The sequence below is a fragment of the Bradyrhizobium diazoefficiens genome (assembly GCF_016616235.1).
Lineage (GTDB): Bacteria > Pseudomonadota > Alphaproteobacteria > Rhizobiales > Xanthobacteraceae > Bradyrhizobium > Bradyrhizobium diazoefficiens_H.
Map to the genome: position 1 here is coordinate 7,546,178 of NZ_CP067100.1, position 21,844 is coordinate 7,568,021.

Sequence of the window (21,844 nt, forward strand, 5' to 3'; positions counted from 1 at the left end):
GAACGCCTTACGATGGCGGACCCTCACCCGTAAACAAACGCCTTGTCGTCCAGATCCGTCTTCGGAATCTCGTCCTTCTCGGTCCAGTAATCCTGGCTGTGCTGCCATTCCGGCTTGTCGCCGCGCTTGGGCAGCAGGTTCATGTTGCGCATGATGTAGCCGGGGTTGAAGTTCTCCGGATCGATCCAGGGTAGAATCGGCATGTTGTGGTCTTCGGGACGCAAGCTGACCTCGACCTTCTTCTTGCCCTTTGCCTTCATGTGGCCGAGCAGCCGGCAGACGAAATCGGCGACGAGATCGACGCGCAAGGTCCAGCTGGCGCGGAAATAGCCGAATACCCAGACCATGTTCGGCACGCCGGTGAACATCATGCCGCGATAGGTGACGGTGTCACCGAAGGCGAGCGGCTTGCCGTCGATCTCGAAGGCGATGTCGCCGAGCGCTGAAAGATTGAAGCCGGTCGCAGTGATGATGACGTCGGCCTCCAGCAGCTTGCCCGACTTGAGCTGGATGCCGTTCTCGACAAAGCATTCGATCTCGTCGGTGACGACGGAGGCCTCGCCGCTGGCGATCCCCTTGAACAGATCGGCATCCGGCACGAAAGCGATGCGCTGGCGCCACGGCCGATAGCTCGGCGTGAAATGCGTCTCGACGTCGTAGTCCGGCCCGAGCACCGCGCTGATCTGGCCGATCAGATCCTTCTTCACCTGCTCGGGCTTGGAGATACAGAGCTTCGTGAACGCATCCTGCTCGAACAGGATCTTGCGGCGGACGATCTCGTGGATCCAGGCCTCGTCGACCTGGAGCCGGCGCAATTCCTCCGCGATCTCGATCGCGTTACGGCCGAGCCGGAAGTAGGTCGGCGAGCGCTGCAGCATCGTGACATGCGCGCATGTGTCGGCGATGTTCGGCACCAGCGTTGCCGCGGTGGCGCCCGAGCCGATCACCACGACCTTCTTGCCCGCAAGCTCGATATCGTCGGGCCAGGTCTGCGGATGGACGATGCGGCCCTTGAAGCGCTCCATGCCCTTCCAGTCCGGCGTATAGCCTTCCGAATGGCGGTAATAGCCCTGGCACATCCAGAGGAAGTTCGCGGTGAAGGTTCTGGGCTCGCCGGTATCGGTCGTCACCGCCTCGATGGTCCAGAGGTTCTGTTCGCTCGACCAGCCCGCCGAATTGATCCGGTGCTTGTAGCGGATATGCCGAGCGATATCGTTCTCCTCGATCACCTCGTTCATGTAGGCGAGGATTTCCTCGGCGGTTGCGATCGGCGGCCCGACCCAGGGTTTGAAACTGTAACCGAAGGTGTGGAGGTCGCTGTCGGAACGGATGCCGGGATAGCGATGCGTGGACCAGGTGCCGCCGAACGTCGCCTGCGTCTCCAGGATGACGTAGCTCGTGTCCGGCAGCTGCTTTTCGATGTGATAGGCGCTGCCGATGCCGGAAATGCCGGCGCCGACGATCAGCACGTCGAAATGTTCAGAAGCCTGTTTGGCCGTGGCGTGACTGCGAACAGCGACATTCATTGTTGCTTCTATGCCTTGTCTTTTCAGGCCGCCTTTGATTGGCGGCGCGTTTCCTCCGCGACGGACATGCTCGCCCGTCGCGCTTTCTCTGCAAGATGGCATAGATCAAGTCGCGATCAAATCACAGTGCCGCACCCCAGCTCCGTGCAGTCTGCAAGATCCAGTCGCGATAGAGCGTGAGCGGCGTGACGCCGGTCAGGCCGCCGCAGCCGGCGGCGCCGTTCGGTCCTGTGGACCAGCTGATGAGGCCGACGAGCACAGGACCATTCTGTCTGTCCTCGAACACGGGGCCGCCGGAATCACCGGTGCAGGCGCCGATTCCGTCGCGAACACCGTTGGTTACGGGATCGACCAGCCGGATCTGGAGCGTGCCCGGCTGCCCCGTGGCGACGAGGCCGGCAACCCGCGTGGTGCCGCCGCTCTTGCCATCACCGCGCACGGTGACGCCGATGCCGGCGATGACGAAGCGGCCGCCGACCTGGATCGGAATAGTCGGCGCGCCGACCGCGACGGTCGATTTTCCCTTAAGTGGAATATCGAGTTGCAGCAGCGCCACGTCGGCGGTGGCGCGGTGGGCCTGCATCGCCTGCATGTTGAAGTTCGGATGGATCGCGGCGGTGCGCACGTTCAGCAGTTGCGGCTGACCGCCGGTGACGCGATCGACGATCTTGTAGTCCGCGCCAGGCTGCACGCAGTGGGCGACCGTCAGCACCAGCTTCGGCGCGATCAGGCTGCCGGTGCAGAAATTGCCGCGCGAGCCGACGATGGTGACAACCGCGCGTGCAACGCCGTCGACCTGCGGCGTGCCGCCGCCGACGATGGCGTAGGCGGGCGTAGCGAGCAGAGCGGTTGTGACGAGGGTTGCAAGCTTCTTCATGGAACACGCTGTGGCGGCGGCAATGAGGCCGGCGGATTGCTTCGGACTGGTCCTTGCCGATATCGCATGCTAGCGCTCTTGGAAAGGAATTGACGAGGGCAGGACGGTGGCGATCGAGGCTGTGATCTTTGATTTTGGCGGGGTTTTGACCAGCTCGCCGTTCGAGGCATTCGCGCGGTACGAGACCGAGCGTGGGTTGCCCGTCGATATCATCCGCCGCACCAACGCTGCCAATCATCTGGAAAACGCCTGGGCCAAGTTCGAGCGTGCTGAGGTCGATATCGACACGTTCGACAAGCTGTTCGCCGCCGAGTCGCTTGCTCTTGGCGCTGAAGTGCGCGGCCGCGACGTGCTGCCGCTGCTTCAAGGCGATCTACGGCCGGAAATGGTCGAGGCGCTGAAGCGCATCAAGGCGCAGTTCAAGACCGGCTGCATCACCAACAATCTGCCGGCCAACGCCATCGGCAGCATGACCGGGCGCTCGCTCTACATCGCCGAGGTGATGGTGCTGTTCGACCACGTGATCGAATCCGCCAAGATCGGCCTGCGCAAGCCGGACCCGCGCATCTACCGGCTGATGGTCGAGACGTTGAAGGTCGATCCGAGGAACTGCGTCTATCTCGACGATCTCGGTGTCAACCTGAAGCCCGCGCGCGAGATGGGCATGACCACGATCAAGGTCACGAGCGGTGCGCAGGCGATCGCCGAGCTCGAGGCGGCGACAGGATTGAAGCTCGGGTAGGCAAGTCATCGTTGCGAGGCGCGAAGCCGTAGGGTGGGCAAAGCGAAAGCGTGCCCACCACAAGCAGATGGTGGGCACGGCGCTTACGCGCCTTTGCTCTACGAGAGCCGACCAAGCCTATTCCGCCGCGGCAGCGATCCGCTCCGGGAACGCTTCGGCGAGCGAGGCGCGATCCGGCTTCAGCACGCCGCGCTCCGTGATGAGGCCGGTGACGAGGCGCGCCGGCGTGACGTCGAACGCGTAGTTCGCGACCGGCGATCCCTCGGGTACGATACGCACCGTCTCCAGCCGTCCATCCGCGGTGCGTCCGGTCATGTCGGTGACTTCAGTGCCGCTGCGCTGCTCGATCGGAATGTCCCTGATACCGTCATCGACCGCGAAATCGATCGTCGGCGACGGCAGCGCGACATAGAACGGCACACCGTTGTCGTGCGCAGCAAGCGCCTTGAGGTAGGTTCCGATCTTGTTGCAGACATCGCCATTGGCAGCGACGCGGTCGGTGCCGACAACGGCGAGGTCGACCATGCCGTGCTGCATCAGATGCCCGCCGGTGTTGTCCGGAATCACGGTGTGCGGCACGCCATGATGGCCGAGTTCCCACGCCGTGAGCGAAGCACCCTGATTGCGCGGCCGGGTCTCGTCGACCCAGACATGGACCTTGATGCCGCGCTCATGCGCAAGATAGATCGGTGCGGTCGCGGTACCCCAGTCGACGGTCGCGAGCCAGCCGGCATTGCAATGGGTCAGCACGTTGACGACCTCGCCCGGCTTCTTCGCAGCAATCGCCTCGATCAGCTTCAGGCCGTTGGCGGCGATGCCGCGATTGATCTCGACATCCTGCTCGACGATCTCGTCGGCGCGCGCGTAGGCGGCTTCCGCCCGCTCGACCGGATCGATCGGGGCGAGCGTCGCGCGCATCTCGTCCAGTGCCCATTTCAGATTGATCGCCGTCGGCCGCGCCACGACCAGCGTGTCATAAGCGCGCTTCAGGCCAGCGTCGGATGCGTCCTCGCGCATCGCCAGCGCCATGCCATAGGCCGCGGTGGCCCCGATCAGCGGTGCGCCGCGCACCAGCATGTCGTGGATGGCGACGGCCGCGTCCTTGCACGAGGTCAGCTTCGCAACGACGAACTCATGGGGCAGCCGGCGCTGGTCGATCGCACCGACCGACCATCCGTCACGCTCGCGCCAGATGCTGCGAAAATGCTTGCCGTCGACCTTCATGGCGTTCTGCCTTTCCCTTCAACCGAGCAGGATACGCCCGGCCACCGCATCGAGCTTCTTCAAAAGCTCGGGATCGCGCGCCTCGGGCGCGGTGATCAGCGCGGTGTCGAGGGCGCGGTCCGAGCCGATCGGGCACGGCTCGTGCTCGCGCGGAAAATCCTTGGCCAGCCGCGCCACCAGCGCCTTGGCCTTGTCGGCGTTCGAGGTCAGCACGTGGATGATGTCCTGCACCGTGACGGCATCGTGGTCGGCATGCCAACAGTCGAAATCGGTCACCATCGCGACGGTCGCGTAGCAGATCTCCGCCTCGCGGGCGAGTTTGGCTTCGGGCATGTTGGTCATGCCGATCACGGAGTAACCGAGCGTCTTGTAGGTCATGCTCTCCGCATAGGTGGAGAATTGCGGCCCCTCCATGCAGACATAGGTGCCGCCGCGCGCGATCGCGATGCCTTCGGCTTCGGCCGCCGTCGCAAGATGGATGCGCAGCCGTGGCGAGACCGGATGCGCCATCGACACATGCGCGACGCAGCCCCGGCCGAAGAACGAGCTCTCGCGCTTGTAGGTGCGGTCGACGAACTGGTCGACGAGAACGAAGGTGCCGGGCGGCAGTTCTTCCTTGAAGGAACCGCAGGCCGACAGCGAGATCAGGTCCGTGACGCCGGCGCGCTTCAGGACGTCGATATTGGCGCGATAGTTGATGTCGGACGGCGAGAGACGATGGCCCTTGTCGTGCCGCGGCAGGAACACGATCGGCAGACCTGCGATGGAGCCGCGCCTTAAGGGAGCCGACGGCTCGCCCCAAGGGCTCCCGATTACCTCTTCGCGCGCGCCCTCGAGACCCGGCAGGTCATAGATGCCGGAGCCGCCGATGATGCCCAATACCGCCTGCGCCATGCCTGCTCCACCCTGTTCGCCACGTGCGACATGGTTAAGCTATGCCAGTTTTGCGGCGGTTTTGGAACGGGGGTGGTGGGATAGATGGCGATGGTGTGAGGGACGCGAAAGTGGCCTCACACTCAGTGTCGTCCCTGCGTTCGCAGGGACAACACCGGGGAAGGAGTGGCGCGCCTGACCTACGCCGCGGTCGCCAACCGCAGCTGGGTCGCGATCATCCGCTCCAGCGTCTCGACCGACTGGAAATTCTCCGGCGTGATCTCGGACTGCGGAATCGTGAAGTCGAATTCGGCTTCGACGCCGAGCATCAGATTGACCATGTCCATCGAGGTGAGGCCGGCGTCGACGAGCTTCGCCTGCGGCGTGATGTCCGCGCTGAGCGAGTTCTGCGCGAGGATGCCCTTCACCAGCTTGATGATGCGATTGCGCAAATCGGTATCGAAGGCCTGCATCGGTGGATTCCATCTGTCTATAAAGGTCGGCCGGTTGCTACGATGGGCACGGCCCGCCTATCCTGCAATGGGCGTCACCATTACTTCGCGTTTCTTAGTAAACGATGACTCAGATTGTCTGGAATTTCTTGGTCTTCCAGAACCCTAACGCGATCACCGAAATCCCGGTGATGCAAACAACCGGCCCTTAACTGTTCGTTCGGAATTGGGCTTTGTTTACCCTCTATTTCATCGACGAATTTGAATTAAATCCGTAGCCTCGTCTCACAAGCAAAGATGGTCGGGGGATCGCTTTACGCGGCATCGCGAATGATGCCGGCGATCCCGAACGACAAACTGGAGGCGGACGAGCATGAACGTGCGTGAAGCAGTCCTCACTGTCGACGAGACGCAGACGAGCTTCCTCGAACAGGGCCCCTCCCTCATCGAGCGCGCCGCCCGGACCGCGAGTGCTGCGGCGGCCGACGCGGACGGGGTCGATCGCGACGCCCGTTTCCCCCACAAGGCTTTCGACGTCGCGCGCGAGCAAAAGCTGCTCGGCGTCATGATCCCGGCCGAATACGGCGGCTTTGGCGCCTCGATCCACGAGGTCACCGACATCTGCTACACGCTCGGCCGCGCCTGCGCCTCGACCGCGATGGTGTACGCGATGCACACGACGAAGGTCGCCTGCGTCGTCAGGCACGGCCACGGCATTCCCTGGATGGAAACCATGATGCGCCGGGTCGCGCGCGACCAGTGGCTGCTTGCCTCCTCCACCACCGAAGGCCAGAACGGCGGCAATATCCGCGCCAGCGCGGCTGCGGTCGACCACACCGGCGAGACCGTCTCACTGGTGCGCGATGCCACCGTGATCTCCTACGGCGCCGAGGCCGACGGCCTCGTCACCATCGCCCGCCGCGCCACCGATGCCGTCGCTTCCGATCAGGTGCTGCTGGCGCTCGCCAAGGACGACTATTCGCTGAAGCGGACGCTGGGCTGGGAGACGCTCGGCATGCGCGGGACCTGTTCGACCGGTTTCGAGTTGAAGGTCGACTGCCCCGCCGACCGCATCTTCCCGGAATCCTATGACAAGATTCACGCCCAGACCATGACGCCGTTCGCGCATCTGTGCTGGTCCTCGGCCTGGGCCGGCATCGCGGCTGCCGCCGTCATGCGTGCGCAGGCCTTCATCCGCAAGGCGGCCCGCTCCTCGGGCGGCCAGATGCCGCCGGCCGCAGCGCACTTCACGGCCGCAAAAATGTCGCTGGCGAAGCTGCGGGCGCTGATCGCCGCGAATATCGATGCCTTTGCCCGCGTCGAGCATGACGAGCGCGCACTCGGCTCGCTCGACTTCCAGTCCTCGATCACGCTGCTCAAGGTGCAGGCCTCCGAGCTTGCGGTCGAGACCGTGATGCACGCAATGCGCACCGCTGGCCTCTCCGGCTATCGCAATGACGGCGAGTTCACCATGGGCCGCCATCTGCGCGACGTGCTGTCGTCGCCGATCATGATCAATAACGACCGTATTCTGGCCAACGCCGCGACCTCGACGCTGATGAGTGGCGTGCCGACGAGCCTTCATGACTGAAACAACAAGAACAATTTCGAGATAGCAGGACACCATCCCATGAACATTGCCGTCCTCCCCAACTCACCCGAGACCGCGCCTGAGATCGCCGACCCGCTCGATCATCTCGCCGACAAGCTGTTCCACCGCATGGGCGCGGACGGCGTCTACGCCCGCACCGCGCTCTATGAGGACGTCGTCGAGAAGCTCGCAGCGCTGATCACCAGCCATCGCGAAGCCGGCACCGAGGTGATGCGCTTTCCGCCGGTGATGAGCCGCGCCCAGCTGGAGAAATCCGGTTATCTCAAGAGCTTTCCGAACCTGCTCGGCTGCGTCTGCGGCCTGCACGGCACCGAACGAGAGATCAATGCCGCGGTGAGCCGCTTCGACGCCGGCGGCGACTGGACCAGCTCGCTCTCGCCAGCCGACCTCGTGCTGTCGCCCGCCGCCTGCTATCCGGCCTATCCGATCGCGGCGAGCCGCGGCCAGTTGCCGAAGGGCGGCCTGCGCTTCGACGTCGCCGCCGACTGCTTCCGCCGCGAGCCGTCAAAGCATCTCGACCGGCTGCAATCGTTCCGGATGCGCGAATATGTCTGCATCGGCACGCCCGACGATGTCGCCGATTTCCGCGAGCGCTGGATGGTGCGTGCGCAGGCGATCGCCCGCGATCTCGGCCTCACCTTCCGCGTCGACTATGCGAGCGATCCCTTCTTCGGCCGCGTCGGCCAGATGAAGGCGGTGAGCCAGAAGCAGCAACAGCTCAAGTTCGAGCTGCTGATCCCGCTGCGCTCGGAAGAGCAGCCGACCGCCTGCATGAGCTTCAACTATCACCGCGAGCATTTCGGCACGACCTGGGGCATCCAGGACGCCAATGGCGAGCCTGCACATACCGGCTGCGTCGCCTTTGGCATGGACCGCCTGGCCGTCGCCATGTTCCACACCCACGGCACCGACCTTTCCGCCTGGCCCGCCAAGGTGCGGGACATCATGGGCCTCCAGCCGCACGTTGCGGCTGACGCTCACGGCGAAGGCTGGCGCTAGAGCATGATCCGGAAAAGTGCGAAGCGGTTTTCCGAAAAGATCATGCTGAAACGATAGACCAAACGAGGCCTCCCATTTCCACGGGCAAGACGAGCGTGATCCACACCAAGGTCCGATGCCGCGAGATCACCGAGTCCGATGTCGAAGCCATCGCGGACTTGCTGACGCGCGGCTTCGTCGGCCGCTCGCACAATTATTGGATCCAGGGCCTGCGCCGGCAGGCCTTCCGGCCTGTGCCGGAGGGCTATCCGCGCTTCGGTTACATGCTCGACAATGACGGCACGCCGGTCGGCGTGCTGCTGCTGATCTACACGGCGCGGAAGGTCGGCGACGAGACCGCCGTCCAGTGCAATCTGTCGAGCTGGTATGTCGATCCGGCCTACCGCAACTACGCGCCGCTGCTGACCAAGATCGCGCAGCGGCACAAGGACGTCACCTATCTCAACATCAGCCCGGCGCCGTGGACCTGGCCGATCATCGAGACCCAGGGTTTTCGCGCCTATTGCCGCGGCATCTTCTTCTCCGTGCCGGCGCTGTCGCGCGCCCCGCGCTGGAGCAAGATCGAGGTCATTCCGCAGCACGCCAAGACCATCGAGGGACTTTCTGACGCCGAGACCGGGCTGTTGACGCGGCATGCGCGCTACAACTGTCTCAGCCTGGTCTGCCGCACCCCGAAGGGAACGTTCCCCTTCATCCTGCAACCGGTCCGCATCCGCCGCGGCTTCATCGCGCCGCCGGCGATGAAGCTGATCTATTGCCGCAGCGCCGCCGAATACGCCGCCTGCGCCGGCCGCATCGGCCGGCTGCTGCTGCGGCTCGGCAAGATCTCGGTTGCGATCGACGCCAATGGTCCGATTCCCGGTCTTGCCGGCATTTATACCGAGCGACGTGGCCGCAAATATTTCAAGGGCCCGCACCGGCCGCAGCTCGGCGATCTCACCGATACCGAGCTCGTGCTCTACGGGCCGTAGGAAGCCACGCGGGCCAGGAATGAGCTGTCGTCCCTGCGAACGCAGGGACCCATGCCGCGCGATCTGTCCGTGGGCCCCGGTCTTGGTACCGCGGCAACGCCTCTTCACGACCAGCCTTCGTCAAACCTCTCCCTGTGGTTATGGGTCCCTGCGTTCGCAGGGACGACCGCGGAGTTTGCTGCGCGCTCTTGGCCAGCTCTGGCTTGCGTGCTCCTCCACATTCGCGTGCCGGCACACGCCTTTCGCAATCGCCGGTCACCCTCCGTAAACTACCGCGCTTAAGGGAATTTTCCCGTCTCTTCGCTAGCCTCGGCAGCCGAATTACGTTGCGTTAAGTGTATTGCCCGCCGAGACCATGCCGCCCCCATGACGTCGATCCGCGACAACGAGCTTGGTGCACGCCGCGAGCAGGGCCCGGAGGCCCTGGTCGGGCTGAGCCAGCTTGCGCTCGACCATATGGAGCAGGGCGTCTGCGTCTACGATGCCGACAACCGGATCGTGCTGGTGAACCAGCGTTACCTCAGCCTGTTCGACATGTCGGCCGACATCGTGCGGGTGGGCACGAGCTACCGCGAGGTGCTTGCGCACAGTGCAAGCCGCGGCAACTTTCCCAAAGAGGAGCTCGACGCGCTGTATTCGGCGCGGATCGCCCAGATCTCGGGCGGCAAGCCGTTCCGGACCGAGCAGCGACTGGCAAGCGGCCTCGTCATGTCGCTCGATCTGAAGCCGCTTCCCGGCGGCGGCTGGATGACGATCTGCGACGACGTCAGCCGCCTCGCCCGGCTCGAAGCGGAATTGCGCGTGCAGACCGAGCGCAGCCAGCACGCGCTCGCCAACATGTCGCACGGTCTCATCATGTATGACGCCGACAGCCGTCTCGTCGTCTGCAACGAACGCTTCCTGAACCTCTACAATCTCGACCCCGAGGTCGTGAAACCGGGCGTCGCGCACAGCACGGCGATCGACCACTGGCTCTCGCGCGGCAATCTGCCGGGCATGCCGGCGGGCGAATTCCATGCCACCAGGCTGGAGGACGTGCGCAGCAGGAAAACGAAAACGCTGCTGGTGATGCGCTATGACGGACGGATGGTGCAGGCGGTCTCCCGCTTCCTGCCCGACGGCGGCTGGGTCACCGTGCATGAGGACGTCACCGAGCGCCTGCAATACGAGGAGACGCTACGGCAGCAGAATTTCATCCTCGACGCGGCGCTGGAGAACATGGCGCACGGGCTCGCCTTTTACGACAGCGACATGCGCCTGCGCGTCTGCAACACCACCTACCGCAAGATCTACCGGCTGTCGCCGGAGGAGACCAGGCCAGGCACGCATCTCGCCGAGCTGATCGAGCGCTCCATGGCGAACGGTGCGTTCTCGTCCGAATACAGTCCGCAACAACTGCTGGAAGCCGCCAGCGCGACGATCGTCAATCGCGACTCTTCGCCGATGCGCCGGCGCATGTCCAACGACACCGTGATCTCGGTGCGCTACTCCGCACTGCCCGACGGCGGCTTCGTCGCCACCTACGAGGATATCACCGAGCGCGAACGGGCGGTCGAGGAGCTGAGCGAGCAGTACCGTCGCTTCGACGCGGCACTGAACAACATGAGCCACGGCCTGTGCATGCTCGATGCCAGCCTGCACGTGATCGTCTGCAACCGCCGCTATATCGAGATGTACGGGCTGTCCGCCGACATCGTGAAGCCGGGCGTCTCGATGCGCGAGATCATGGAGCATAGCTGCTCGCTCGGCATTCATCCGAACATGACCGGCGCCAAGCTCTACGCCGACTATGTCGAACGGCTGCGCGAGGGCGAGCACACGCTGCATCGTCACCTAAGCGATGGCCGCATCATCAAGCTCAACCACAAGCGGATAGAGCTCGGCGGCTGGGTCGTCACCTATGAGGACGTCACCGAGCGTCACAAGGCCCAGGCGCGCGTGGCGCACATGGCGCGGCACGACTCCCTGACTGATTTGCCCAACCGCACGCTGTTCCGCGAGAAAATGGGCGAGGGGCTGAACCAGGTCGCGATTGCCGGCGGCGCCATGGCCGTGCTGTGCTTCGACCTCGACAATTTCAAGACGGTCAATGACCGCCTCGGCCACGCCGCCGGCGACCGGCTGCTGCGCTGGGTCGCAGCGCGGCTGAAGGAGAACGTCGGCGAGCACGATACCGTCGCGCGCCTCGGCGGGGACGAGTTCGCCGTCCTTCAGCGTGGCCCGCAACCGCAATCGGCCGAAAAGCTCGCCCGCCGCCTGGTCGAGATCATCGGTCACCCGCCGCCGCTGGAAAGCCAGTCGATCCATGTCGGCGTCTCCGTCGGCATCGCGATCGCGCCCGATCATGGGTTGGACGCCGACGAACTGATGAAATGCGCCGACCTCGCGCTGTACCAGGCCAAGGCCAAGGGCCGCGGCGCCTATCAGCTGTTCGAGCCCGAGATGGAAGAGCAGGCGCGCAGCCGGCATGCCCTGGAGCACGATCTGCGCACGGCGCTGGAGCGGAGCGAATTCCATCTGGTGTTCCAGCCGCAGGTGCGGCTCGACACCACCGAGCTCACCGGTTTCGAGGCCCTGCTGCGCTGGAAGCATCCTTCGCGCGGCTTGGTCTCGCCGGCCGAATTCATTCCGATCGCGGAAGAGAACGGGCTGATCGTTCCGATCGGCGAATGGGTGCTGCGCACGGCCTGCGCCACGGCCGCCTCATGGCCGGATGTTACGATCGCCGTCAACCTCTCGCCGGTGCAATTCCGCGCGCGCGGGCTGGTGGCGATGGTCACGAGCGCACTCGCCGAGGCCGGTCTGCCGCCGCAGCGGCTCGAGCTCGAGGTCACCGAGACCGCCCTGCTCGACGACAGCGAGGCGACGATCGAGATTTTGCATCAGCTCCGTGCGCTCGGCGTCCGCGTCAGCCTCGACGATTTCGGCGTCGGCTACTCCTCGCTGAGTTATCTGCGCAAATTTCCGTTCGACCGCATCAAGATCGACCGCTCCTTTGTCGGCACGCTCGGCGAAAGTCCGGAGAGCGTTGCCATCGTCCGCACCATCGCCAGCCTCGGCTCCGTGCTCGGCGTCGAGACCACGGCGGAGGGCGTCGAGACCATCGAGCAGCTCGACTTCGTCCGCGAATGCGGCTGCACCGCCGTGCAGGGATATTATTTCGGCAAGCCCTGCCCGGCCGCCGAGGTCGGCCGCACCATCGAGACGCTGAACGCGGTTCGAAAGGTGGCGTGAGGGCTTTGTTCCTCCTCCGACCTCGATTTCGCGAAAACAACCCCATGCACAGTAGAAAGGGGGTTGATTTCAAAGGGAAAGTTCGTGGGGCGATGAAGCGGGCCTACCCCGCCACCGGCAGCGCACTGTCCGGCGGCGTGTCCCAGGGACGCTCGGACGAGGCGAGGCCGATCAGGCGGCCCTGGATGTAATCGCAGCCCCAGTCGCGCAGCATGTTGGCGGCGTCCTCGTCCTGGACCCATTCGGCGACCGTCTTGATGTCGAGGCGGCGGGCAAGGTCGATCAGGGTCTGGACGAAGGCGCGGTCGTCGGCGGAATGCGTGATGTTCTGCACGAAGGCGCCGTCGATTTTGACGATGTCGACGCCGAGCTTGCGCAAGTTTCGGAACGAGGTGTAGCCGGCGCCGAAATCGTCGATGGCGATGCGACTGCCGAAATGCTTGAGGCGGCCGACGAAGGCGCGGACGTCGTCGATGTCCTGGATCGCGACCGTCTCGGTGATTTCGACGATCAGCCGCTCGGCGACGCCGGGATGAGCTTGCATCAGCGATTCGATGCCGGCCCACCAGTCCGGATCCATGGTGGTATCAGGCGAGATGTTGAGGCTGAGGCAGATGCCGGGCGCGGCGGCGAGCTCGGCGACCACGAGCTCGAGCACGCGGTGATCGACCAGGCGAATGAGACCGAGCCGTTCGGCAACGGGCACGATGTCGGGCGCGAGCAGCACCTGGCCGTCGCCCTGGTCCATCCGTACCAGGCATTCGTGAAACGCACGCTCGCGCGAGGTGGCCGCAACCACCGGCTCATAAGCGAGCCTGATGCGGCGCTCGTTCAGCGCGGTGACGATCTCGTCGGTGACGCGGATGTTGACGCGGCGCTGCGCGTCGCGCGCGGCATCCGGACGCCAGGCCGCGAACGAGCCGGCGCGGCGGCGCTTGGCGGCATCCAGCGTCTCATGGGCGCGATTGATCGCTTCATCGGTGCTGCGGGCATAGCGGGGCAGGCTGACCGCGCCGATCGACGCCGTGACCGAGACCGGACCGGATCTGGTCGGCACCACCTCGTCGCGGATGCCGGTGAGGAAACGTTCGGCGGCGACGTTCATGTCATCGACGGTGCAATTCTTCAGGATCAGGCCGAACTTGTTGCCGGAGAAGCGGCCGAGCACGTCGCCGCCGCGCAGGCGCGCGCGGATGCGCCTGGCGACATCGAGGATCACGGCATCGGCCACGTCGAAGCCGAAGGCATCGTTGACGCGGGCGAGATGATCGATGCCGACCAGCATGAACGCGGCGGTCGAGCGGAAGCGGGTCGTCTCCTCGATCGCCTCGGCCAGCGCCGCGATCAGGTGCGAGCGATTCAGCTCGCCGGTCAGCGGATCGAGCCGGGCCAGCCTCGTCAGCTCCTCGTCGCGGGCGTGGCGCTCATTGTTGATGCGGAGGGAGCCGATGGCGCGCACCGGCCGGCCATCGGGGCCGGCGAACCAGCGGCCGGTCTCCTCGACCCAGACCACGGGATCGGAGGCGCTCATGCGCACCCCGTACTCGACCCGGTAGGGCGTGCCGTCGGCGCCGTGCACGGCGGAGGTCTGCGCCAGCGCGGCCGTCCGCAGCGTCTGCGCGGGTTCGATCAGCTTGGCAAACTCGGCGCCGGTGGCGAGCCGCTCGGCCGGGATGTTGGGGAAGACCGCGCCAACCTGCTCGCCCCAGGCAATGGCGTCACTGGCGATGTCCCAGGCGAACACGGCCTGGCCGAGCGCGGCCAGGATGTCGGAGGCTTGCGGCAATGCAGGGGTCAAAATCGCCTCGTTTCGGGACAGCGGGAGTCCTGAGCCGGCACAGGATACGGCCAGATTCGCCCCCGACCCTAGGCAAAGTTGATAAACAATTTGGAAACCACGTTTCTGTGGGCGGCGGAACCAAACTGCTCGGCCCGGCATAGGCCTTGCGAGTACATGACACGCACCGGCGGCCGCGTCCCGAAACGCGACAATCTGCGCCGGATCAACGGTGATGGCGATGTTGGGTACTGATCGATCGGACCAGGCAGGCAACGGCACGGGCACGGCCCTGGTGCCGATGCTGCCGACATTGCAATGGGTCAACAAGGCCCCGCTGCCACACCCCGATCCGAGTTTCGTGGCCCAGCTCATCGCCAACGCCGAACATTTTCCCCAGACGAGCCGGCTCCGCCGCGCGTCGTCTGAAGACGCGCAGACGGCCTATGGCAGCAAGCGCCTGCTTCCCAGCGTCACCGCTCGCACGCGGCAGGTGGCGTAACACAGTCCAAAGGACAACCTTGCTTCGCGCTCGCTGCACCTCTCCCGCTTGCGGGAGAGGTCGACGCGCTTGAGAGCGCGGCGGGTGAGGGCTCTCTCCTCTTGGGGAGTCCCTCCGTGGAGACACCCCCACCCCAACCCTCCCCCGCAAGCGGGAGAGGGAGCACACCGCCGGAGCGGTAACAGAAGTGATGCTCTCAATCAGCGCGGCGCGTCGGGAGATGACGGCGTGCCGTTGCCCGGCTGCAGATGCGGCGAGGGAATTTCCGGCGAGGATGTGGCTTGCACCGGCTTTGGCGCCGGATGGTCCATCAATACGGATTCGGCGACTGATTGCGCCGAGGACGCGGGCGGGGCCGCCGGAGCTGCTTGCGGCGTGGACACCGGCTCGAACTTGGGCTCCGGCGCGGGCTCGTCCACCGGCGGTTCGGCCTGGCGCTTGGCCTTGCGTGGCGCCGGCACCGTCTCGGTGACATAGGCGACACGGCGACGCGTGCGCTGGGCGATGCCGCCGAGGAAATCCGCCATCGCGAGCAGCACCAGCAGGAAGTACGTGGAGTTGCCGAATTTGGGCCACATCACGAATTCGGCCGCGGCTGCGCCGAACACGATCAGCGACAGCAGATGATCCATCAGAAATTTCGAGCCGGGCCGCGCGCCTTTGACCACCTCGAGCAGCAGCAGCACCACGCCGAGCGCAAGCAGGAGATCGGCAAGCGTCACCGGCCAGGTCTCGCCCGTGACCATCGGCACCTTGAACAGCACGTCCGAGAAGGACACGCTCGGCATCAGGAAAGCGATGATGTTGTAGACCGCGAGCGGAATCAGGAGCAGCGGGAAGCCGACCATCGGCAAGATGCCTTCTCGATCAAGATGTCCGGACAGAACAATGCAGCGGCGAAGCATTGGCTCCGCCGCCGTCACCGTCATATCTCATGGATTGGCCGAAATCAGGCAGATCAAATCGTCCTGCCCCAAGAAAGGTCCTGAAGGTCAGGACTCTTTCTTCTTCAGGACCTGACGGCCCTTGTACATGCCGGTCTTGAGGTCGAGATGGTGCGGACGACGGAGCTCGCCGGAGTCCTTGTCTTCCACATAGGTCGGCTTCTTGATGGCGTCTGCCGAGCGGCGCATGCCACGGCGCGACGGCGAGGTTTTTCTTCTCGGAACGGCCATTTCAATATCCTCTAGGGATTGGTGTCATCAGGGCATCGTCCGCGACGGGACGGCTCAGCACCCGCAATACGAGGCGAGCTGAATGCCGATCAAGGCCGCGCTTATAGAGGAAGGCTGGCCGTAAAGCTAGGCTCTTGGGCCGGAAAATATGCCCGGAATGAGCCCGAAATCAGCGATTTTCACGCCAGCAGGTCGCAAGCGAGCTCGCCTGCCCCCGCGCCATATAGGTCGCCGCCAGCCGCCGGACACCTGGCCCGGGGGTCCGGGCGCTGCGTTTGACCGGGTTGGGCAGGATCGAGGCCAGAAGAGCGGCTTCCCGGGGCGTGAGGTCCTTGGCCGACTTGCCGAAGGCATAGGCGCTGGCCGCCTCCACCCCGAACTGGCCCTGCGGGCCCAGCTCGGCGATGTTGAGGTAAATCTCCAGGATCCGCGCCTTGGGCAGCACGAAGTCGATCCACAGCGCCAGCGGGAATTCCAGCGCCTTACGGACAAAATCCCGCCCCTGCCAGAGGAACAGGTTTTTCGCGACCTGCTGGGTGATGGTGGAGGCGCCCCGGAACGCGGTGCCGTCCTCCCTGGCGTCGTCGATGGCCTCGCGCAGCGCGCCCCAGTCGATGCCGTGATGCCTGCAGAAATGGGCGTCCTCGGCCGCCACCACTGCGCGCGGCAGATAAGGCGACATGTTCGCCAGATCGATCCACTCCCGCTGCATCGGCGCGCCGCGCAAGCTGCGCCACGCCATCAGCGTCGAAACCGGATGACCAGTGCGATAGAACGGCGCGATCACATAAGGCGCGAGCAGCGCGACCACGAGCACCAGGAGAAGGGGTTTGACGATGCGCAAATCAACCTTTCCGGCGCAAAATGAAACGCGGCCATGGGCTCAGCCATTAAGTCTGTGATAATTCGGGCCTTTTCCAGCACTTTTTGAGCCTTCCAAACGATTGACTGGGGCGGGCTCATAAAGGATTGTCCGCCGAATTTTGGTTCTGGAGCCCTCCTTGATGACCGGCACGTCCCCGTCCGATTTCGCCAAACGCCTGGACAAGACCGCTGACGATACCGAAGCCCTGCTCGGGCGCCTGCTGTCGGACGATATCCTGCACGACGAGATCGCCCGGCCCAAGCGACTGATGGACGCAATGCGCTATTCGAGCCTGAACGGCGGCAAGCGCCTGCGGCCGTTCCTGGTGGTCGAGAGCGCCGCCGTGTTCGGTGTTCCGCGCGAGGCCGCGCTGCTCGCCGGTGCCGCGCTCGAATGCATCCACTGCTATTCGCTGATCCACGACGACCTGCCGGCGATGGACAATTCCGACCTGCGCCGCGGCCGCCCGACCCTGCACAAGAAGACCGATGACGCGACCGCGATCCTCGCCGGCGACGGGCTGTTGACGCTTGCCTTCGACATCATCACCCGCGACGAGATCCACCGCGACGCCAATGTGCGGCTGCTGCTGACGCGCGCGCTGGCGCGCTGCGCCGGCATCGGCGGCATGGTCGGCGGCCAGATCCTGGATCTCGCCGGCGAAGGCCGTTTTGGCGGCAATGAACCGATCGATGTCGCACGTATTCAGCAAATGAAGACGGGTGCGCTGCTGCGCTATGGCTGCATCGCCGGCGCGATCCTCGGCCAGGCCTCGCAGAAAGAATATCAGGCGCTCGACGATTACGGCCGCGCACTCGGCGAAGCCTTCCAGATCGCCGACGATCTGCTCGACGTTGAGGGCGATGCGGCCGCGCTCGGCAAGCCGGCCGGCGCCGATGCCGCGCTCGGCAAGACCACCTTCGTCACCCAGCTCGGCATCGACGGCGCCAAGCAGCGCGTGCGCGACCTGCTCGCGCGCGCCGATAGCGCGGTCTCGATCTTCGGCGACCGCGCCGCCGTGCTGCAAGCCGCTGCGCGCTTCGTCGCCGAGCGGAAGAGCTAGTAGTTCCGGGCTCCTTTGCCTCTCCCGCTTGCGGGAGAGGTCGGCGCGTCCCGGGCGATGCGAAGCATCGTCCCGCGCGCCGGGTGAGGGCTCTCTCCTCTTGGGGGTTCTCCTTTGTGGAAACACCCTCTCCCCAGCCCTCCCCCGCAAACGGGGGAGGGAGCGCACCTGCGATGCCGCTCAGGCCTCACCGGACGATCCGCATGGAAAAAGAAGATCCCGTCCTCGTCCGCTTCCGCCAGATGTCGCGGCCGGTGCGGCTGATCTATGCGCGGCCGCGGACCTTCATCTCGCTGGGCGTCGGCATTCTGGTCTGCCTGCTGCTGCCGGGTTCGCACCGGCTGGTGACGCGGCTGTTGTTCGGCTGGAATGCGCTGATCGCGGTGTATCTCGTTCTGGTCTACACGATGATGCTCTGCAACGATCATCATCACATCCGCCGTGCCGCGGCGATGCAGGACGACGGCCGCTTCGTGATCCTGCTGGTGACGGCCATTGGCGCATTCGCGAGTATCGCTGCGATCGTCTCCGAACTCGGCGCCCACCGCGGCGCCGCGGAGCTGACGATCGCGATCACCACCATTGCGCTGTCCTGGGCCGCCGTGCACACCACGTTCGCGCTGCACTACGCCCACGACTATTATCGCCACCCCGCGGGCGGCCTTCAATTTCCGAGCGGCGACAAGGAAGACCACGCCGACTATTGGGATTTTGTCTATTTCTCGTTCGTGATCGGGATGACCGCGCAGGTCTCCGACGTCGGCATCACCGACAAGACCATCCGCCGCACGGCGACCGCCCACGGCATCGTGTCATTCATCTACAATACGGCTTTGCTGGCGCTGACGGTGAATATCGCGGCCAGCGCGATCTCGAACTGATCGTCGTCCCCGCGAATGCGCGCGCTCGAAGGGACGACAGAGGGAGACTTCTAGCCCCTAGTAACAAACCTCGGCATTGGAATCGTTGCCGGGGCCGCCGCCACCGCGATATTCAAGATGGCAGCCACGGTTGACCGGACGACAGCCGGTGTTATTGCAATAGACCTGCCCGCCACCCGAGGGGCGGCTGGCACCGGCGGCAGCCGCGATGCCGGCAGCGGCACCATAACGGCCCGTTGCGCCGCCGGCCTGACGACGCTGCCGCGCGGGACGCTCTTCGCTGTCGTCACGCTTGACGCTCGCGGGCTTGGTGGCCGGTTTTGCGGCACGCTGCTTCTCGCACTCATTGTCGTCGTTGACCGCGTAGCCGTCACGGCAGACGATCCTGGTGCACTTGTCACCGTCGGCCTTGAAGCCATGCTGGCAGACCAGCGGACAGACCCGCGACGGTTTCGACTTCACCGCATCGAGCGCATCGGTGCTCGCCATTTTCACGTCGAGCTTGGTGCCGGCATAACGGTTGAACTGCGAGAGCGACCGCTGCGAGGAGGTGTTCCAGTTGCCGTCCGCCTGCCCGGAGAAGCAGCCGACGCGGCCGAGCTCGGTCTGCACCGATCGGCTGAGATCGGCCGGCGCGGTCGCCGGCGTCAGCGAGGCGACATTGGTGCCGGCCGGACTCGCCGTGCTGACTGGTGCGGCACTCGGTGCCGTCGCGGCGAGATTGACACGCTGCTGCTCGGCGGCGGCAGCCTGCTGCTGCGCCTGCTCCTTGGCCTTCTGCGCGACGAGCTGCGCCTGCTCGGCGGCCTTCGCATCCGCCGCAGCCTTGGCCTGCGCGTCCTTCTGCGCGCCGAGCGCGGCGAGACGATCGCGCTCGGCCTCGGCTTGCTTCGCCTTTTCGGTCGCCGCCGCGTGGGCCTGCTCGGCACCGATTTTCTCGAGCTGCAGCTTGGCAAGGTTCGCGTAGAAGCCGTCGGGATGCTGAGCCAGAAACGCCTCCCATGCCGCCCGGTTGCCGACCTGGAGCGAGAGCTCGTAATCGCGGCGAACGTCGGCCTGCGGGTTCGGCGCAGGCGCCACTGGCGCCGCGGCCACCGCCTTGACGGGAACCAGCGGGACGTCCTCGCCGCCGAGCGAGCCGTACACGAACGGCTCCTGCTTGTTGCCGGTCGATTTGAGCACGTCGTCACGCACGAAGCCGAAGGCGCGACGGACGTCGAGGCCCGGCGTCGTCAGATGCTTCGACAGCGCGACCGTGAAGGGGCTGTTGGCACCGTCGCCGTCCTGCGCGGTGAAGCCGGCCTTGGCCGAATAGGCGATCAAGGTGTTGGGACTGGTCGGCTCGACCTGGGCAAGGCCGCGGCCGATACCGCGCGAGGCGACCGTGCGCTTCATGGTCTTGCCGAACGGATTGTCGCGGCAGGCATCCAGGATCACCAGGCGCAGCTGCTTGGCGGGCTCGACGGCGACCAGGATCCGGTCGAGCGAGAGCGCCTCGTCGTACACGTCGGTGTCGCGCTCGAGCCTGGCGTCGACAGGAATCAGATAGTTCGAGCCTTCGACCTCGATGCCGTGGCCGGCATAATAGACCACGGCGATGTCGGCATCGCGGGTCGCGTCCGCGAAGTCGCGCAGCACACGCCGCGTGTCGAGCGCCGACAGATCGCGCCGGGACTCGACGATGTCGAAACCGGCCTCCTTCAGCGTCTTCGCCATCACCGCACCGTCATTGACCGGATTCGTGAGCGGGGGCGCATGCTGATAGGCCGAGTTGGCGAGCACCAGCGCGACGCGCTTTCCGGCGAAAGCGGGTCCGGCGCCGAGCAGCAGCGCCAGAGCGAGGAGAAGCGGGCAAAGTCTGAGCAGATTGCGCATGACACGACTTCCGAAGTTCAGAGGCAGTTCGAGCCCTTTGGGGCCGCTTTAGCAGGACCCGCCGCTACCGCTTGTGATGAAGGTCACGAAGGCGGCGCCGGCAGCGGACCGAAGGACCCTCTATGTTTGTCGCGCCAGCGCGGTCGGGGTTCGCCGACACAGGCCCGCTGGCTAGGAATCGCCGATGTGCCCACGATATTGCGGCAGATTGTCTGTAATCTCATGCCAGGGCGCCTTCGAGCCGACGAAAATATGGGCCGTCGGGCGGATCGAGGGGGCGTCGACCAGGGTTCCCATGGCGACATGGACCCATTTTCCCTCGCGGACCCGGGAATAAAGCAGCGAGCCGCAGCGCGCGCAGTGGGCGTCATGGGTCATGTCGTCGCCGTAGATCAGGCGCTGGTCTGCACCTTGGACAAGGCGAAGGTTGTGCTGCTCGATCCCAGCGAACGGCTTGAAGGCTGAGCCGGTGGTGCGGCGGCAGTTCGAGCAGTGGCAATTCATCGCGTAGGAGAACGCATCCGCCACCTCGAAGCGCACGGCGCGGCAATAGCATTCGCCGGTGAGGATACGAGCGTTCGAATTTTCTGATCCGGGCATGGCGACGCCTTCGCGCAAATGGCTGACACACCCATAGCGCATTCTGATGTGTACGACTAAGTTTGTCCCAAGCCATCATGCAAAAGGATGACCCATGAGCCAGAACCGTTCGAGCGTCGAAGCCGTCGTGCAATCCTATTTTGACGGCCTCTACGAGGGCGACGCCGACAAGCTCGGCGCCATCTTCCATCCCTCCGCCGATTTGCGCTGGGTCGAAAAGGGCGAGCTGCAGGTGCTGACCGTGCCGGACTGGCTCGACCGGGTGCGCAAGCGCCCTTCCGGCAAGGCCGAAGGCAAGCCGCGCGAGGATTTCATCGTCACCATCGACCGCTCCGACGAGAAGACCGCCTTCATCAAGGTCCGCTGCCAGCTGCCGCCGCGCTTCTTCACCGACTATCTGGTCGCGATGAAGCTCGCCGACGGCTGGCAGATCGTGTCGAAATCGTATCGGTATGATCTGAGGGAGTGAGGGGGCGGGCGCCCTGCGACTCCCCTCTCCCCGTTCTTACGGGGCCGCGACGAGCTTCGCTCGCGCTGAGAGGGTTGGGGTGAGGGGCTGCTTCCGCGAACACATTGACAATTGGACTCGCGGAGAG

20 protein-coding genes are annotated in these 21,844 nt (G+C 65.1%); 9 read left to right on the top strand and 11 right to left on the bottom strand.

What is annotated here, in order from left to right:
• Positions 1 to 23: 23 nt before the first annotated feature.
• Together JJB99_RS35430 and JJB99_RS35435 are read right to left on the bottom strand one after the other, a co-directional pair.
• Complete coding sequence (locus JJB99_RS35430; RefSeq protein ID WP_200496714.1) at positions 24 to 1,526, bottom strand: flavin-containing monooxygenase; 1,503 nt, start codon at positions 1,524 to 1,526, stop codon at positions 24 to 26.
• Positions 1,527 to 1,647: 121 nt separating this feature from the next.
• Entirely contained in the window at positions 1,648 to 2,403 is a 756-nt protein-coding gene (locus JJB99_RS35435) for a S1 family peptidase (RefSeq protein ID WP_200496715.1), read from the bottom strand.
• A gap of 106 nt (positions 2,404 to 2,509) precedes the next feature.
• Between JJB99_RS35435 and JJB99_RS35440 the strand changes: the two genes are divergently transcribed.
• The gene (locus tag JJB99_RS35440) at positions 2,510 to 3,145 is read left to right on the top strand and encodes an HAD-IA family hydrolase (RefSeq protein ID WP_200496716.1); all 636 of its coding nucleotides are present in this window, start codon (positions 2,510 to 2,512) and stop codon (positions 3,143 to 3,145) included.
• 117 nt (positions 3,146 to 3,262) lie between these two features.
• Here JJB99_RS35440 and mtnA read toward each other — a convergent pair whose 3' ends face one another.
• The 3 genes from mtnA to JJB99_RS35455 form a co-directional block, all read right to left on the bottom strand.
• A complete protein-coding gene (mtnA, locus tag JJB99_RS35445; protein ID WP_200496717.1) occupies positions 3,263 to 4,369 on the bottom strand; it encodes an S-methyl-5-thioribose-1-phosphate isomerase in 1,107 nt (368 codons plus the stop codon).
• A gap of 18 nt (positions 4,370 to 4,387) precedes the next feature.
• Positions 4,388 to 5,263, bottom strand: a complete 876-nt coding sequence (locus JJB99_RS35450; protein WP_200496718.1) for an S-methyl-5'-thioadenosine phosphorylase — start codon at positions 5,261 to 5,263, stop codon at positions 4,388 to 4,390.
• 179 nt (positions 5,264 to 5,442) lie between these two features.
• Positions 5,443 to 5,715 (bottom strand): phosphopantetheine-binding protein, encoded by a 273-nt coding sequence (locus tag JJB99_RS35455; protein WP_200496719.1) that lies wholly within the window; start codon positions 5,713 to 5,715, stop codon positions 5,443 to 5,445.
• A gap of 352 nt (positions 5,716 to 6,067) precedes the next feature.
• Here JJB99_RS35455 and JJB99_RS35460 point away from each other — a divergent pair, with 352 nt between their 5' ends.
• The 4 genes from JJB99_RS35460 (at position 6,068) to JJB99_RS35475 (ending at position 12,510) form a co-directional block, all read left to right on the top strand.
• On the top strand, positions 6,068 to 7,285 hold the full coding sequence (locus JJB99_RS35460; protein WP_200496720.1) for an acyl-CoA dehydrogenase family protein: 1,218 nt from the start codon (positions 6,068 to 6,070) through the stop codon (positions 7,283 to 7,285).
• Positions 7,286 to 7,324: 39 nt separating this feature from the next.
• Positions 7,325 to 8,305, top strand: a complete 981-nt coding sequence (locus JJB99_RS35465; RefSeq protein WP_200496721.1) for an amino acid--[acyl-carrier-protein] ligase — start codon at positions 7,325 to 7,327, stop codon at positions 8,303 to 8,305.
• 95 nt (positions 8,306 to 8,400) lie between these two features.
• Positions 8,401 to 9,276, top strand: a complete 876-nt coding sequence (locus tag JJB99_RS35470) for an acyl-CoA acyltransferase (protein WP_200496722.1) — start codon at positions 8,401 to 8,403, stop codon at positions 9,274 to 9,276.
• Between the two features lie 366 nt (positions 9,277 to 9,642).
• Positions 9,643 to 12,510 (top strand): PAS-domain containing protein, encoded by a 2,868-nt coding sequence (locus tag JJB99_RS35475; protein WP_200496723.1) that lies wholly within the window; start codon positions 9,643 to 9,645, stop codon positions 12,508 to 12,510.
• 103 nt (positions 12,511 to 12,613) lie between these two features.
• Here the strand turns inward: JJB99_RS35475 and JJB99_RS35480 are convergent, their stop codons facing one another.
• On the bottom strand, positions 12,614 to 14,308 hold the full coding sequence (locus JJB99_RS35480) for a bifunctional diguanylate cyclase/phosphodiesterase (RefSeq protein WP_200496724.1): 1,695 nt from the start codon (positions 14,306 to 14,308) through the stop codon (positions 12,614 to 12,616).
• Positions 14,309 to 14,528: 220 nt separating this feature from the next.
• On the opposite strand from JJB99_RS35480, the gene JJB99_RS35485 reads away from it, so the two are divergent.
• Positions 14,529 to 14,789 carry a hypothetical protein gene (locus JJB99_RS35485; RefSeq protein WP_200500441.1) on the top strand — a complete coding sequence of 87 codons (261 nt, stop codon included), beginning with the start codon at positions 14,529 to 14,531 and terminating at the stop codon, positions 14,787 to 14,789.
• Between the two features lie 200 nt (positions 14,790 to 14,989).
• On the opposite strand, the gene JJB99_RS35490 is transcribed toward JJB99_RS35485, so the two are convergent.
• From JJB99_RS35490 to mtgA, 3 genes are all read right to left on the bottom strand, one after another.
• Positions 14,990 to 15,637, bottom strand: coding sequence for a hypothetical protein (locus JJB99_RS35490; RefSeq protein WP_200500442.1), 648 nt, complete (start codon positions 15,635 to 15,637; stop codon positions 14,990 to 14,992).
• A 144-nt stretch (positions 15,638 to 15,781) separates the two neighbouring features.
• Positions 15,782 to 15,964, bottom strand: coding sequence for a 50S ribosomal protein L32 (gene rpmF / locus JJB99_RS35495; protein ID WP_007598106.1), 183 nt, complete (start codon positions 15,962 to 15,964; stop codon positions 15,782 to 15,784).
• A 169-nt stretch (positions 15,965 to 16,133) separates the two neighbouring features.
• Positions 16,134 to 16,808 (bottom strand): monofunctional biosynthetic peptidoglycan transglycosylase, encoded by a 675-nt coding sequence (gene mtgA, locus JJB99_RS35500; RefSeq protein WP_200496725.1) that lies wholly within the window; start codon positions 16,806 to 16,808, stop codon positions 16,134 to 16,136.
• Between the two features lie 160 nt (positions 16,809 to 16,968).
• Here mtgA and JJB99_RS35505 point away from each other — a divergent pair, with 160 nt between their 5' ends.
• Both JJB99_RS35505 and JJB99_RS35510 read left to right on the top strand, forming a co-directional pair.
• On the top strand, positions 16,969 to 17,892 hold the full coding sequence (locus JJB99_RS35505; RefSeq protein ID WP_200496726.1) for a polyprenyl synthetase family protein: 924 nt from the start codon (positions 16,969 to 16,971) through the stop codon (positions 17,890 to 17,892).
• 203 nt (positions 17,893 to 18,095) lie between these two features.
• Positions 18,096 to 18,773, top strand: a complete 678-nt coding sequence (locus JJB99_RS35510; RefSeq protein WP_200496727.1) for a DUF1345 domain-containing protein — start codon at positions 18,096 to 18,098, stop codon at positions 18,771 to 18,773.
• Positions 18,774 to 18,830: 57 nt separating this feature from the next.
• Here the strand turns inward: JJB99_RS35510 and JJB99_RS35515 are convergent, their stop codons facing one another.
• Both JJB99_RS35515 and JJB99_RS35520 read right to left on the bottom strand, forming a co-directional pair.
• Positions 18,831 to 20,648, bottom strand: a complete 1,818-nt coding sequence (locus tag JJB99_RS35515) for a caspase family protein (protein ID WP_200496728.1) — start codon at positions 20,646 to 20,648, stop codon at positions 18,831 to 18,833.
• Between the two features lie 171 nt (positions 20,649 to 20,819).
• Complete coding sequence (locus tag JJB99_RS35520) at positions 20,820 to 21,248, bottom strand: GFA family protein (protein WP_200496729.1); 429 nt, start codon at positions 21,246 to 21,248, stop codon at positions 20,820 to 20,822.
• 94 nt (positions 21,249 to 21,342) lie between these two features.
• On the opposite strand from JJB99_RS35520, the gene JJB99_RS35525 reads away from it, so the two are divergent.
• On the top strand, positions 21,343 to 21,717 hold the full coding sequence (locus JJB99_RS35525; RefSeq protein WP_200496730.1) for a nuclear transport factor 2 family protein: 375 nt from the start codon (positions 21,343 to 21,345) through the stop codon (positions 21,715 to 21,717).
• Positions 21,718 to 21,844 lie beyond the last annotated feature (127 nt).